This is a genomic window from Salinifilum aidingensis (assembly GCF_054782015.1).
Map to the genome: position 1 here is coordinate 25,720 of NZ_BAAGTH010000004.1, position 13,578 is coordinate 39,297.

Annotated in this window: 10 protein-coding genes; 6 read left to right on the plus strand and 4 right to left on the minus strand. The window is 71.2% G+C overall.

The window, feature by feature from the left end; genetic code table 11:
• Nucleotides 1-12: 12 nt before the first annotated feature.
• Nucleotides 13-1,380 (minus strand): aspartate aminotransferase family protein, encoded by a 1,368-nt coding sequence (locus ACYVJE_RS07145; protein ID WP_459156179.1) that lies wholly within the window; start codon nucleotides 1,378-1,380, stop codon nucleotides 13-15.
• A gap of 259 nt (nucleotides 1,381-1,639) precedes the next feature.
• Between ACYVJE_RS07145 and ald the strand changes: the two genes are divergently transcribed.
• The 3 genes from ald (at nucleotide 1,640) to ACYVJE_RS07160 (ending at nucleotide 5,782) form a co-directional block, all read left to right on the plus strand.
• Nucleotides 1,640-2,755 (plus strand): alanine dehydrogenase, encoded by a 1,116-nt coding sequence (ald, locus tag ACYVJE_RS07150; RefSeq protein WP_461143819.1) that lies wholly within the window; start codon nucleotides 1,640-1,642, stop codon nucleotides 2,753-2,755.
• Between the two features lie 96 nt (nucleotides 2,756-2,851).
• Entirely contained in the window at nucleotides 2,852-4,333 is a 1,482-nt protein-coding gene (gene pdxR / locus ACYVJE_RS07155) for a MocR-like pyridoxine biosynthesis transcription factor PdxR (protein ID WP_461143820.1), read from the plus strand.
• Nucleotides 4,334-4,756: 423 nt separating this feature from the next.
• Nucleotides 4,757-5,782 (plus strand): phosphotransacetylase, encoded by a 1,026-nt coding sequence (locus tag ACYVJE_RS07160; RefSeq protein ID WP_461143821.1) that lies wholly within the window; start codon nucleotides 4,757-4,759, stop codon nucleotides 5,780-5,782.
• Nucleotides 5,783-5,987: 205 nt separating this feature from the next.
• On the opposite strand, the gene ACYVJE_RS07165 is transcribed toward ACYVJE_RS07160, so the two are convergent.
• Nucleotides 5,988-7,547 carry an APC family permease gene (locus tag ACYVJE_RS07165; RefSeq protein WP_461143822.1) on the minus strand — a complete coding sequence of 520 codons (1,560 nt, stop codon included), beginning with the start codon at nucleotides 7,545-7,547 and terminating at the stop codon, nucleotides 5,988-5,990.
• Nucleotides 7,548-8,039: 492 nt separating this feature from the next.
• Nucleotides 8,040-8,849, minus strand: a complete 810-nt coding sequence (locus tag ACYVJE_RS07170; RefSeq protein WP_459156174.1) for an IclR family transcriptional regulator — start codon at nucleotides 8,847-8,849, stop codon at nucleotides 8,040-8,042.
• Nucleotides 8,850-9,020: 171 nt separating this feature from the next.
• Between ACYVJE_RS07170 and xsc the strand changes: the two genes are divergently transcribed.
• Entirely contained in the window at nucleotides 9,021-10,829 is a 1,809-nt protein-coding gene (gene xsc / locus ACYVJE_RS07175; protein WP_461143823.1) for a sulfoacetaldehyde acetyltransferase, read from the plus strand.
• 112 nt (nucleotides 10,830-10,941) lie between these two features.
• Here the strand turns inward: xsc and ACYVJE_RS07180 are convergent, their stop codons facing one another.
• A complete protein-coding gene (locus ACYVJE_RS07180) occupies nucleotides 10,942-11,739 on the minus strand; it encodes an IclR family transcriptional regulator (protein ID WP_461143824.1) in 798 nt (265 codons plus the stop codon).
• 99 nt (nucleotides 11,740-11,838) lie between these two features.
• Here ACYVJE_RS07180 and ACYVJE_RS07185 point away from each other — a divergent pair, with 99 nt between their 5' ends.
• Together ACYVJE_RS07185 and ACYVJE_RS07190 are read left to right on the plus strand one after the other, a co-directional pair.
• On the plus strand, nucleotides 11,839-12,387 hold the full coding sequence (locus ACYVJE_RS07185; RefSeq protein WP_461143825.1) for a thioesterase family protein: 549 nt from the start codon (nucleotides 11,839-11,841) through the stop codon (nucleotides 12,385-12,387).
• 25 nt (nucleotides 12,388-12,412) lie between these two features.
• On the plus strand, nucleotides 12,413-13,573 hold the full coding sequence (locus ACYVJE_RS07190) for an acyl-CoA dehydrogenase family protein (RefSeq protein ID WP_461143826.1): 1,161 nt from the start codon (nucleotides 12,413-12,415) through the stop codon (nucleotides 13,571-13,573).
• The last annotated feature ends 5 nt before the right edge of the window (nucleotides 13,574-13,578 follow it).

Sequence of the window (13,578 nt, forward strand, 5' to 3'; positions counted from 1 at the left end):
AGGGGCGGGCGGTCAGGCGGGAATCGCGCTCTCGACGTCGGTGAGCATCCCGTCGATGCCGGACAGCAGCTCGTCCAGCACGTCGCCCTCGGCGATCAGCGGCGGCGAGACCATGAGCATGGTGGCGCCGCGGTCGTCACCTCGCAGGATCACGCCCGTGCGGTGGAACGCCTGCGGCAGGACCTCCCGCAGCACTCGGCGGGACTGCTCGTCGGTGAGTTCGCGTCCCGTTCCGCGGTCGGCCATCAGCTCGATCGCGTAGAAGTAGCCGGTGCCGCGGACGTCCTTGACGCACCGGTGCGCCTGCTGCAGGGAGTCCAACCCCTCGCGCAGCACCGGCCCCCGTGATTCCACATTGGCCAGAACGGATTCCTCGCGCATGGCGTTGATGGTGGCGGCTGCGACGGCCGTGGCCATCGGATGCCCGCCCCACGTCGCGCCGTGGGTGAAACCGCCGCGGTCTCCCGCGTCGAAGAGCTGCTCGACCAGGGGCTCGCGAGCGATCACCCCGCCGAGCGGGGCGTAGCCGGCGGTGGATCCCTTCGCGAAGGTGACGAGGTCGGGCGTGACGCCGTAGCGCGCGCTGCCGAACCACGAGCCGAGCCGTCCGAACGAGCAGATGACCTCGTCGGAGACCAGCAGGATGCCGTGCTCGTCGCAGATGCGGCGGAGCTCCTGCCAGTACCCCTCCGGCGGGACGAGCGCGCCCCGCCCGTTCTGCACCGGTTCGGCGAAGATCGCAGCGATGCTCTCCGGGCCTTCCTCGGCGATCACTTGCTCGATCCGCCTGATGCACTCGAGCTGCGCGGCGGGACCGCAATCCCCCAGCAGTCCCAGGGTGTTCGGCACGTGCCGAACACCGTCCAGCAGGGGTTCGAAGGACTGCCGGATCTTGGGGATTCCGGTGACCGACAGCGCCCCCAGAGTTGTTCCGTGGTAAGCCATTTCGCGACCTATGATCTTGGTCCGGTTCGGCTGTCCGCGGTTGCGGTGGTATTGGCGCACGAATTTCAGCGCGCTCTCGACCGCTTCGGAACCTGAGTTGACGAAGAACGTCGTGGTCAGGTCCCCGGGGGCCAGTTCGGCGATCAGCGAGGCGGTCTCCACGGCGGGCGGGTGCGCCGATCCCCAGTTGGTCGAGTAGGGCAGCAGGTCCATCTGCTTGGCGGCCGCGGAGACGATGTCGCCGCGGCTGTGCCCCAGGTTGACGCAGAAAAGACCGGACAGCCCGTCGAGGAAGCGCCGTCCGTCGCCGTCGAACAGGTGGCATCCCTCGCCGCGCACGAACACGGGCATGCCCCCGTTGCGCCACTGGTCGCCGCGGGTGAAGTGGGGGCCGAGGTGGCGACGCGCCTTGTCCTTGAGCTCTGCGGTGTCCACGCTTCCTCCTTCAGCACTCGTGCGGGGTGCGGCCGGCACCGGGGTCCGTCCCCGGGCGGCCGCCGACTTCGACGATGCCGAAGCTGCGCGCCCTCCGGGGAGAGCCAGTGGCGGAGCGCTCGGCGGGGCCAGATGCCGCGGTGGCTGGACCCCTCCGCGAGTCCGCTTCTGGTGCTTCTCGTGGAACCAGTCGTCACCTCATCGTCGAGCCACCCCGCTGATGGGGTGGCTGATCGACCAGGGCAGATGGGAGCGGAAGATGAAGATCGGTGTTCCTCGGGAGCTGAAGAACCAGGAATTCCGGGTGGCCGCCACGCCGGCGGGCGTCCACGAGCTCACGTCCCGCGGGCACGAGGTCGTCGTCGAACGCGCGGCCGGTGCGGGCTCGTCCATCAGCGATGACGACTACGCGGCCGCAGGGGCGAAGGTGCTCGACTCGGCCGAGGACGTGTGGGCGACGGCCGAGCTGGTGCTCAAGGTCAAGGAACCCGTCGCCGAGGAGTACGGCAGGATGCGCCGGGGCCAGGTGCTGTTCACCTACCTGCACCTCGCCGCCGAGCAGGAGTGCACCCGCGCGCTGCTGGATTCCGGCACCACCGGCGTCGCCTACGAGACCGTGCAGCTCCCGGACGGATCACTGCCGCTGCTCTTCCCGATGAGCGAGGTGGCGGGACGACTGGCGCCCTTCGTCGGTGCGCAGTCGCTGATGCGGACCAGTGGTGGGCGCGGCACGCTGCTGGGCGGGGTTTCCGGTGTGCACCCCGGCCGGGTGGCGGTGCTCGGTGCCGGCGTGGCGGGGATGAACGCGGTCGCGGTGGCCGCCGGAGCCTGGTCGGACGTGGAGCTGCTCGACAAGGACGTGGACAAGCTGCGCGCCGCGGACCGGATGTACCAGGGGCGGATCCGCACCACGACCTCGAACAGCTACGAGATCCAGCGGGCCGTCGCCGAGGCCGACCTGGTGATCGGGGCGGTGCTCGTGCCCGGGGCGAAGGCGCCGAAGCTGGTCACCAACGAGATGGTCGCGCGCATGAAGCCGGGCAGCGTGATCGTGGACATCTCGGTGGACCAGGGAGGTTGCATGGAGGACTCCCGCCCCACCACCCACGAGGACCCCACCTTCCGGGTGCACGACTCGGTGTTCTACTGCGTGGCGAACATGCCGGGATCGGTGCCGAACACCTCGACGCACGCCCTCACCAACGTCACGCTGCCCTACGTGCTGGAGATCGCGGACCGGGGGCTGCGCGGTGCGGTGGCGGCCAGGGGAGAGCTGGCCGGTGGTGTCAACACGGTGGCCGGGCACGTGACGAACCCCGGTGTGGCCGAGGCGCTCGGGCTGGAGTGCGCCTCCGCGGAGCGGCTCCTCGGCTGACCGCCGGGAGGAGGGCGCCGAGGGGTGGTGGCAGCGCTGCGGTGAAGCTACTGTGCCACCCACTCGGTGCGTGCCCGAGAACGTGCGGGAGGAACCATGCCGAGAATGTTGATCGAAATCGACCGAACGTCCGACGAACCGCTGTACCAGCAGGTGCGGCGGGCGATCGAGCACGGGATCGCGGTGGGCACCTTCGACCCCGTGCACCGCCTGCCGAGTTCGCGGGAGCTCTCCGAGCAGTTGGACGTGTCGCGCAACACGATCAACCTCGCCTACCAGGAGTTGATCGCCGAGGGCTTCGTGGACAGCCAGGAGCGGCGCGGGTTGTTCGTCAACTCGGAGATGCGGCCGCACTGCACCGCCCAGGAGCACGACACGACCCCCCGCATCGACTGGTCCCGCCGGATCCGCCGTGCACCCGACGCCGAGGTGCCGCACATCGAGAAGCGCGCGGACTGGCCCCGCTACCCCTACCCCTTCCTCGCGGGGCAGGTCGACGTGAGCGCGTTCCCGGCGCGGTCGTGGGCCCGCTGCTTGCGCGATTCCCTGTTCCACCCGCACATCTACCACAGCCTGCAGGACAGCGTCGCCTCCGACGACCCGAAGCTGGTGGACATGATCCGCAGGCACCTGCTGCCCTCCCGGGGCATCGAGGCGGCTCCGGAGGAGGTGCTGGTCACGGTCGGTTCCCAGCAGGGCCTGGACCTGCTGAGCCGCGTGCTGCTGGGGCCGGGGCAACGGGTGGACATCGAGGACCCCGGATACCTGGACGCCCGGCACATCTTCCTCCGCAGCGGTGCCGCGGTGCGCGGACGGGACGTCGACCAGGCCGGGATGCAGACCCCGGCCTCGCTGCGGGGCACGGATCTGCTGTACCTGACGCCGAGCCACCAGCACCCGACCAACGTGACGTTGAGCATCGGCCGCCGGCACGAGCTGCTGCAGCGCGCCGGGGAGAGCGGCACGGTCGTGGTGGAGGACGACTACGACAGCGAGTTCCGCTACCAGGGGCGTCCGACACCGGCGCTGAAGGCGCTCGACCGCACCGGTGATGCGGTGTACCTGGGCACGTTCTCGAAGTTCCTGTCCCCCGGACTGCGCCTGGGATACCTGGTGGGGCCGGCGCCGCTGATCGCGGAGCTGCGGCAGGTGCGCCGCTACGTCTGCCGGCACCCGGCGGGCCAGCTGCAGCGGGCGCTGGCGCTGCTGATCGAGACCGGGGAGTACCTGCGGTCGCTGCGCCGCTACCGCACCAGGCTGATGCGCAAGTGGGAAGCGGTGTGCGAGGGGGTCAGGCGGCACCTGCCGTGGGAGGAGGCGGTGTTCCCACCGGGAGGCGTGAGCCTGTGGATGACGGGTCCTCCCGAGCTCGACTGCAGGCGGCTCGTCGAAAGGGCCGAGCAGCGCGGGGTTCTCGTCGAGCCGGGGGACATCTTCTTCATGGACCCCGAACGCGGGCGCAACCACTTCCGCATCGGTTTCCCCGCTGTTCCGCTGCGCCGGATCGACGAAGGCCTGCGGGTGCTGGGGGACGTCGCCGGTGAACTCCTCGACGGGAGTTCGAAGAGGACGGGCTGAGCACCTGGTCCCGGATGGAGGATGCCGTCTGGACCTACCCGCGGTGCGCGAACCGAGGTCTCATCGAGGTCCAGTGCGTTCCGACGCGCACCTCCACCGACGAACTGCGATCCCTGCTCGCCGAGGCGACGGTGCTCGGCGGCGGGGTCGTGCTCGCGGCCGGATCAGCCGCGGACTCGTCCCAGGGGCGCGGTGTTCCCCTCGGCGCTCTCCTGCGCCCGGCGACCCGCCGCTCCTGCCGCGCTCGCACGTGCTCCGCAGTCCACTCCGGACGGGCGGACCGGGACCGCGGGGGTCGACCGAGCCCCACCGGGACGCCGGGACTCGGTGACGGGTCCCGGCGGGGAGGCCGGTGCTCCGGTGCGCCGCACCGCGGGAGGTTGCCGTCGGACGTCCGCTTCGACGAGGAGGGAGCGTTCCGCGATGCGCGGCGCGATCAGGTCCGAACAGGTGCACGGGACAAGCGGGTCCGGAGCGGTCGACTCCGGTCCCGTGGTGCGGTGGCGCGAACGGGTGGCGGGGCGGGGCGTGCGCGTCGCCCTGGCCGACGGTGCGGATCCGCGCGCCGTGCGAGCCGCGATCGACCTGCACGAGGAGGGCTTGCTGGTTCCCCGCCTCGTGGGGCGCAGGGAGGAGGTCGAACGGGTCGCCGGAGGCGCGGTGCCCGCGGGCGTGGTCTGCGAGCCGGATGACCTCGCGCGGGATCCGGCCGTGGTGCGGGCGCTGGACGCGGCCTTCGCCGGGCGGTCCCCGGAGGAACGCCGCTCGGCCGCGGCCGACCCGGTGGCGCTGACCGCGGCGGCGCTGCAGGCCGGGATCGTGGACTGCGGTGTGGCAGGAGCTTCGCGCTCGACCTCGGACGTGCTGCGCGCCGGCCTCCGCGTGGTCGGCCTGCAGGAGCACGTGACCACGTTGAGCAGTTCCTTCCTCATGGTGCTGCCGGACGGCCGCGCGCTGACCTTCGCCGACTGCGCGGTCCTGCCGGATCCGGACGAGCGGCAGCTCGCCGACATCGCCACCGCCGCGTCGGCGACGCACGAGGCGCTCACCGGTGCGGAACCGCTGGTGGCCATGCTCTCGTTCAGCACGCTGGGCAGTGCCGAGCACGAGGTGGTCAGCAGGGTCCGCTCCGCGACGCAGCTGGTGCGCCGGCGCCTCCCGGAGATCCGCGTCGACGGGGAGCTGCAGTTCGACGCCGCGGTGGTCGAGGCCGTCAGCTCCCACAAGGCGCCCGGATCGGAGGTCGCGGGACGCGCGAACGTCCTCGTGTTCCCGAACCTGGGTGCGGGGAACATCGGCTACAAGATCACCGAACGGTTCGGCGGCGCAGTGGCCCTGGGGCCGATCCTGCAGGGGTTGCGGGCACCGCTGAACGACCTCTCCCGCGGGTGCAGCGCGGCGGACATCGAGGTTCTCGCCCTGGTCAGCGCGGTGCAGGCGCTCCGCTGACCAGGCCGGGCTCCAGCTGGCCAGGCCGGAGCTGGTGCTCCCACCGCGGGACCGCACCAGCTCCGGCGCGAGCGCGGACAGACCCCTCGCGCTCGACCGGTTCCCCTGCTCGACCGGCCCGGGGCCGAACGGCGCAGCGGAACCGGGCCGGCAGTCGCCGCTGCCGGCCCGGTTCCGCTCATCCGGCCCGCGCTGCGCAGCGCCGTCAGGTCTGCGGGGGCGACGGGTGCGCGTCGGCGGCAGCGGCCCCCGTCGTCGGTCGCCGCGCCTCCTCGCGGCCGGTGCGCGCTTGCGGAACCTCGGGCCCGTCCTCCGCGGGGTGGGGCATGTCGAGGATCAGGTAGTCCAGGTCCCGGGCCGGGATTTCGCGGATCCTCCGCGCCCGCACGGAGTAGAAGGTGGCGCCCAGGGCGGACCAGGCGAGCAGGGCGATCCAGGACGGCGTGCTCAGCGCCGCGGGCGAGGCGGGGACGAGGAGGAGCCCGATGAAGGTGCCGCCGAACAGGGCGCCGAGCAGGCTCAGGGACTTCTTCACCGGTGCGACCGTCGGGGTGACGGGATCCCGGGGGGAGGCGGTCCCAGCGGTGCTCCAGCGGAACAGCCGGTAGGCGACCAGGCACGTGTACGTGTAGGCGATCGCGACTCCGATGGCGGACATGTCCACGATCCACAGCAGCGCCTCCCGGCCGAACCACGGGGTGATCAGGCAGATCAGGCTCGCGAAGATGATGCCCGCCGCGGGCGTGCCGAACCTCGGGTGCACCCGGCCGAAGAGGCGCGGCAGGATGCGCGCCCTGCCCATGGAGAACATCAGGCGGCTCGCGGCGACGTAGAAGCCGTTGAGTCCGGTGAAGATCCCGGCGCACAGAGCCGCGGCGAGGACGAGGGTGCCGAGGCCGCCGAACAGGGTGGCGACGGCGCTTCCCGTGCCCCAGGTCGGTTCTGCGGCGAGGAGGCTCTGCCAGGGCACGGCCGCGGCGGTGGCCACGACCATCATCGAGTAGAACAGCGCCGCCGAGACCAGGGCGAGCACGATCAGCCGGAAGGCCTTGCCCGGGGCGAAGTTGAACTCCTCGGCGGCTTGCGGGACGTTGTCGAAACCGACGTAGGCCCACGGAGCGATCGCGACGATCGCGAGCACGGCCGACCACGGCGGGGTCTCCGGGGTGAACGCGGGCAGGAGGTTGCTCGGCGCGGTGGCGGGATGCGCGAGAACCCCGATGGTCACCAGCACGGCCCCGGCGATCATGGCGAGCACGAAGGCGAACTGCAACCGGCCCGAGACGGTGGAACCGCGCACGTTGAGCACGGCGAAGGCGACGAGCGCCAGGCTGGTGATCAGCACCTCGCCGAAGTGGACCTCCCAGCCCGCGACCTCGTACATGCGCCCCCACTCGACGAGCCAGGGCGCGGTGAACTTCGCGAGCACCCCGAGGGCCGAGGCGTTCAGCGCGACGATGGAGAAGTAGCCCAGCGCCAGGAACCACCCGCACACGTACGCGTGGGTGCGCCCGAGGCCCAGGTAGGTGTAGGCGAACTCACCGCCGGAGACGGGGATCTTCCGGATCAGGAACCCGTAGCTCACCGCGATCACGATCATCAGCGCGCTGCCGATGAGCAGGCCCAGGACGGTGCCGAGGGGGCCGGCGGTGGCGATCCAGTCGGCCGGCAGGACGAAGCTTCCCCAGCCGACCGCCGATCCCAGCGCGATGGCCCAAACCCATTGCGGTTTCAGCGTTTTCGAAAGCTGTGCTCGTTCTTCCACGTCTGGAACTCCTTCTGGCTGTCGCACCGGGATGACGGGGCGTCGAGCAGCGCGGAGGGCGCCCGCTGCCACGGGACCGGTCGGCTGCGTTCGGCGGTGACATCGCGACGCGAGGCCGCGGGCGGGTCGCGTCGGTGGGAGTCCCCTGCGGGGTTCTGCGGATGCGTGCGGCCGCCGCGATGGTGCCGGACCCGGTCTGCGCGTTGTGTCGCGGGTCATAGTAGGGACGACGGGTCCGGCGGCGGAGGTCCAGTTGCCGGGAAAGTGAGCGACCCAGAGTCCTGCAGCGCTGGTGGGGGAGCCGGACCGCGGTCTGCTCGCCGGGGCCGCGGCCCGCTCCCGCCTGGGTCGTGGCCAGCACCCGCCTGCGGCGGGAGGGCTCGCCGGGGCCGCGGCGCGGATCGGGGAGGGCCCCGCCGCGGGCGATCCGCCGCAGCGGTGCGCCCCGCGCGCGGTCCGGCGTTCGGGATCAGGGGTTTCGCTGCTGCGGGGTCAGTCGGCGGAGGCGGACGCGCCCTCCGACTCGATGCGTCCCAGCGCCTCGGCGGCGCGCTGCAGAGCGGGGACCAGCTGCGGTGCCTGCTCGACGCCCAGGCGCATGATCGGTGCCTGGACGGCCACGCACAGGTTGGAGCGACCGGTCCCTGCCGGGACGAGGACGGCTGCGCAGACCAGGCCGGGCAGGAACTCCTCGTCGTCGATGGCGTAGCCGTTCGCGCGGACGCGTTCGAGCTCGTCCTCCAGGGCGTCGAGATCGGTCGCGGTCTTCGGGGTGTACTGCTTCAGCGGCGCGTGGGCCAGGAGTTTGCGCCGCTGCGCCGGGGTCAGCTGGGACAGGATCACCTTGCCGCTGGCCGAGGCGTGCACCGGCACGCGGGAGCCGGGGCGCAGGTAGAACCGCAGCGGTTCGGGCGTCTCGACGCGGTCGAGGTAGACGACCTCGTCGCCGGTCAGGGCGGTGATGTTGCAGCTCTCGCCGATTTCCTCCACCAGCTCGCGCAGCACCGCGTGCCGCGCGCCGTGCTGGGTGGAGTTGAGCAGCAGGTTCTGGGCCAGCCGGCGCAGGCGGCTTCCCGCGGCGTAGTGGCGACCGTCGGCCTGGCGGACCAGCAGGCCGCCGCTCTCGAGCTGCTGCAGCATGCGGTGCAGGGTCGGCTTGGGCACGTCGGTCTCCTCGACGAGTCCCTGCAGCGAGACGAACTCGTCCTTGGCGGCGATCAGCTCCAGCAGCGCGAACAGCCGCATCGCCGGTGTCTCGCCGCCGAGCTCGGCGGCGATCTCGATCTCACGAACTGGTTCCATCGTGTCGCCAGGTTACAGGTACCGGAAATCAGGATGCCAAGTACCGGTCTTCGGTACATCCGTTGACTCGGGTGTGGCTGCGCCTTACCTTTGAGTCCAGTTTCAGGAACTGTGCGTACCGATTATTCGTACTCGATATCTGTTCCGTGCTTCCGGTGAGAGAGGAATCCGATGACTGACAGCACTGCCGGGGCGAACCGAGAGGTCGTGGTCGGCCAGCAGGAGATGACCCCCTCCGAGGCGTTCGTGGAGACGCTGGTCGCCAACGGCGTCACCGACATCTTCGGCATCATGGGGTCGGCGTTCATGGACGCGATGGACATCTTCGCCCCCGCCGGCATCCGCCTGGTGCCGGTGGTGCACGAGCAGGGCGCCGGCCACATGGCGGACGGCTACGCCCGGGTCAGCGGCCGCCACGGCGTGGTGATCGGGCAGAACGGGCCCGGCATCAGCAACTGCGTCACAGCGATGGCCGCGGCGTACTGGGCCCACAGCCCCGTCGTCATCGTGACCCCCGAGGCGGGGACCATGGGCACCGGCCTGGGCGGCTTCCAGGAGGCCAACCAGCTGCCGATGTTCCAGGAGTTCACGAAGTACCAGGGCCACGTGAACAACCCGGCCCGGATGGCCGAGTACACCGGGCGGTGCTTCGAGCGCGCGCTCTCCGAGATCGGGCCGACGCAGCTCAACATCCCGCGCGACTACTTCTACGGCGAGATCAGCACCGAGATCCCGCGGCCGCGCAGGCTCGACCGCGGTCCGGGCGGGGAGCAGTCCCTGTCGGAGGCGGTGGAGCTGCTGGCCGAAGCCGAGTTCCCCGTGATCATCTCCGGCGGGGGCGTCGTGATGGCCGACGGCGTGGCGGAGTGCGAGGCCCTCGCCGAGCGCCTCGGCGCCCCCGTGGTGAACAGCTACCTGCACAACGACTCGTTCCCCGCCAGCCACCCGCAGTGGTGCGGCCCGCTGGGGTACCAGGGCTCGAAGGCCGCGATGAAGTTGCTCTCCCGGGCGGACGTCGTGCTCGCCCTGGGCACTCGCCTCGGTCCCTTCGGGACCCTGCCGCAGCACGGTCTCGACTACTGGCCGACCAACGCCAAGATCATCCAGGTCGACGCCGACCACAAGATGCTCGGCCTGGTCAAGAAGATCGCGGTCGGGATCTGCGGTGACGCCCGGGCCACCGCCGAGGCGTTGACCGAGCGGCTGTCCGGGAAGTCGTTGACCTGCGACGCCACCCGCGAGCAGCGCGCCGATGCGATGCAGGCGGAGAAGGACGCCTGGGAGGCCGAGCTGGACGAGTGGACCCACGAGACCGATCAGTACAGCCTGGACGTGATCGCCGAGCAGGAGGGCGAGCGGGGCAACTGGCTGCACCCGCGGCAGGTGCTGCGCGAGCTGGAGCGGGCCATGCCCGAGGACGTGATGGTCTCCACCGACATCGGCAACATCAACTCGGTGGCCAACAGCTACCTCCGGTTCGAGAAGCCGCGCAGCTTCTTCGCACCGATGAGCTTCGGCAACTGCGGCTATGCGCTGCCGACGATCATCGGCGCCAAGGCCGCGGCCCCGGACCGGCCGGCGATCGCCTACGCCGGGGACGGCGCGTGGGGGATGAGCATGGGCGAGATCATGACCTGCGTGCGCCACGACATCCCCGTCACGGCGGTGGTGTTCCACAACCGCCAGTGGGGTGCGGAGAAGAAGAACCAGGTGGACTTCTACGACCGCCGGTTCGTGGCCGAGGAGCTGGAGAACGAGAGCTTCGCCGCGATCGGGCGGGCCATGGGGGCCGAGGGCGTCGTGGTCGACAAGCTCGACGACGTCGGTCCGGCCCTGCGCAAGGCCGTCGACAAGCAGATGAGCGAGGGCAGGACCACCGTCCTCGAGGTCATGTGCACGCGCGAGCTGGGCGACCCGTTCCGCCGCGACGCGCTGCGCGAACCGGTGCGGTACCTCGACAAGTACAAGGACTACGTCTGATCCGCGCGCGAGGCGCGATCGCCGCCGTCTCCGCGGCCCCGCCCCGGGCTTCCGGGGCGGGGCCGCGTGTCTGCGGGGTGCGGAGAGCGCTCGACGTGCGCGGGTCCCGGCGCTATTCCAGCGTGGCGGCGACCTGCTGAGCCGCTCGGCGTGCCAGGAGGCCCAGTTCGCCGAACCTGCTCTCCGGGACGCGGTCCTTCGGCCCCCACACGCTGACGATGGCGAACGGGCGCCGGGAAGCGTCGAAGACGGGCGCGGACACGCCGTACAGGTGCGGTTCGAGTTCGCCGACGCTGGCGCTGTAGCCCTGCTCGCGGATCTCGGCGAGTTCGGTGCGCAGCGCGGACGCGTCCGTGCGGGTCGTCCCGGTGTACTCGGGCAGGGGGGCGGCCAGGATCGAGTCGACCTCCTCCTCGGGCAGCCACGCGAGGAACGCCTTGCCCGCCGAGGTCGCGTGGATCGGGGTCTGCCGTCCCAGCCAGCGCGCACTGAGCACCACCGGCGGCGTGACCTCGTCCACGTAGGTCAGGCCGAACCGCTGCGCCACGGCGAGGTTGGCGGTCTCGCCGGTGTCGCGGGACAGCTGTTCGAGGATCCCGTGGGACCGGCGCACGAGACCGGTCACGCTCGCGTTCGTGGCCATGCGGGTGACCGCGAAACCGACGGAGTAGCGGTTGGTCGCCGGATCCCGGTCGACCATGCCGTGGTGCTCCAGCGTGGCCAGCAGGCGCCAGGCCGTCGCCCGGTTGAGCTCGCAGCGAGCGGCCAGCTCGGCCGCCGAGAGTCCGTGCGGGGCGGCGGACACCGCGTTGAGCAGCGCTACGGCGCGGTCGAGCGACTGCACCCGCCCGGTCGACGAGGACCGGTGCTGGTCCTGGTCATCGGAGCTGGGGGCGATGTCTGCGTTCATCGTTCCCAGCCTAGTCCGCTCGGACGAGCGGTCTTGACTCACGTCGTCGGCAGCCCTATGTTGCAGGATGCGAACATGGAACGCACGATGTGAAATGACATGGGTGGGAGGACAGTGGACCGGGTCGTTACGCCGTACGAGGGAAGCGGCAGCCGCGAGTGGGACGGTGCTGCGGAGGTCCCCGCACCGCTGCAGCTCCACAGCACCCCGGTGCGCCCCGAGTGGGTCGATTACAACGGGCACATGAGCGAGTCGAGCTACCTGCTCGTCTTCGGCGACAACAGCGACGCCTTCTTCCGCTACATCGGTATCGGCGAGCAGTACCGGGAGAGCGGGCGCTCGCTGTACACAGTGGAGTCGCACATCCACAACAAGCGCGAGGTCGCCGAGGGGGAACCGCTCGCGGTGAACCTGCGGGTGCTCGACCACGACGTCAAGCGGGTGCACATCTTCCACGAGATGCGCCACGGCGGGACCGGCGACCTGCTGGCCACCGCCGAGCAGCTGCTCGTGCACGTCGACAGCGAGCAGGGCAGGTCGTGCGAGATGCCCGAGCACCTGCGGCACCGCCTGGACGCGATCCAGCGCGCGCACGCGGTGCTTCCCCGCCCCGAGGTCATCGGCCGCCCGATGGGCATCCGCCGCTGACCGCCGAGCGAACCGAGGAGCGAACGTGGACTACGAGCTCAGCGACGAGCAGCGCATGGTCGTCGACACCGTCCGCGGCTTCGTGGAGGCCGAGCTGCTGCCGCACGAGGACGAGGTCGAACGGCTGGACGAGGTGCCGGACGGCCTCGCCGCGCACATCCGCGGCAAGGCGCTGCAGGCCGGTCTCTACGCGGCCAACATGCCGGCCGAGCTCGGTGGCGGCGGGCTGGACGCGGTCAGCGCGGTCCTGGTGGAACGCGAGCTGGGCCGGGCGAGCTTCGGACTGCAGATGCTGGTGGCCCGCCCGAGCAACATCCTGCAGGCCTGCGAGGGCGAGCAGCGCGAGCGGTACCTGTTGCCGAGCATCCGGGGCGAGCGGCACGACTGCCTGGCCATGACCGAGCCGGGAGCGGGATCCGACGTGCGGTCCATGACCACCCGAGCGCTGCGCGACGGGGACGACTACGTCCTCAACGGCACCAAGCACTTCATCAGCCACGCCGACGTGGCCGACTTCGTGATCCTGTTCGCCGTCACCGGCACGGAGGAGGGACCGCGCGGGCCGCGGAACGCGATCACGGCCTTCCTGGTCGACCTCGATGCGCCGGGACTGACCGTCACGCGCGGGTCGGACTGCGTCTCGCACCGCGGGTACCACCAGTGCGAGCTGTCGTTCTCCGACTGCCGCATCCCGGCTGCGCAGCGCCTGGGAGCCGAGGGCAGCGGTTTCGAGCTGATGGGCGAGTGGCTCGGAGCCAGCCGGCTCAGCGTCGCGGCGACCTGCGTCGGCCGCGGTCGTCGCGTGCTGGACATGGCCACGAACTGGGCGGCCGAACGCTCCCAGTTCGGCCAGCCCGTCGGCCGGTTCCAGGGAGTCGGGTTCCAGCTGGCCGACATGGCCACGGAACTCGAGGCCGCGGACCTGCTCGCGCTGCAGGCGGCCGCGAAGCTCGACCGCGGGGAGATGACCGACCGCGACGCGGCGATGGCGAAGCTGTTCGCCTCCGAGGCGCTGGCCCGCCTGACCGACCGGGCGGTGCAAGTCTTCGGTGGAGCGGGACTGATGAGTGAACTGCCCATCGAGCGCTTCTGGCGCGACGCGCGCGTCGAGCGGATCTGGGACGGCACCAGCGAGATCCAACGGCACATCATCTCCCGTTCGCTGCTGCGTCCGCTGGGGGCCTGACCGGT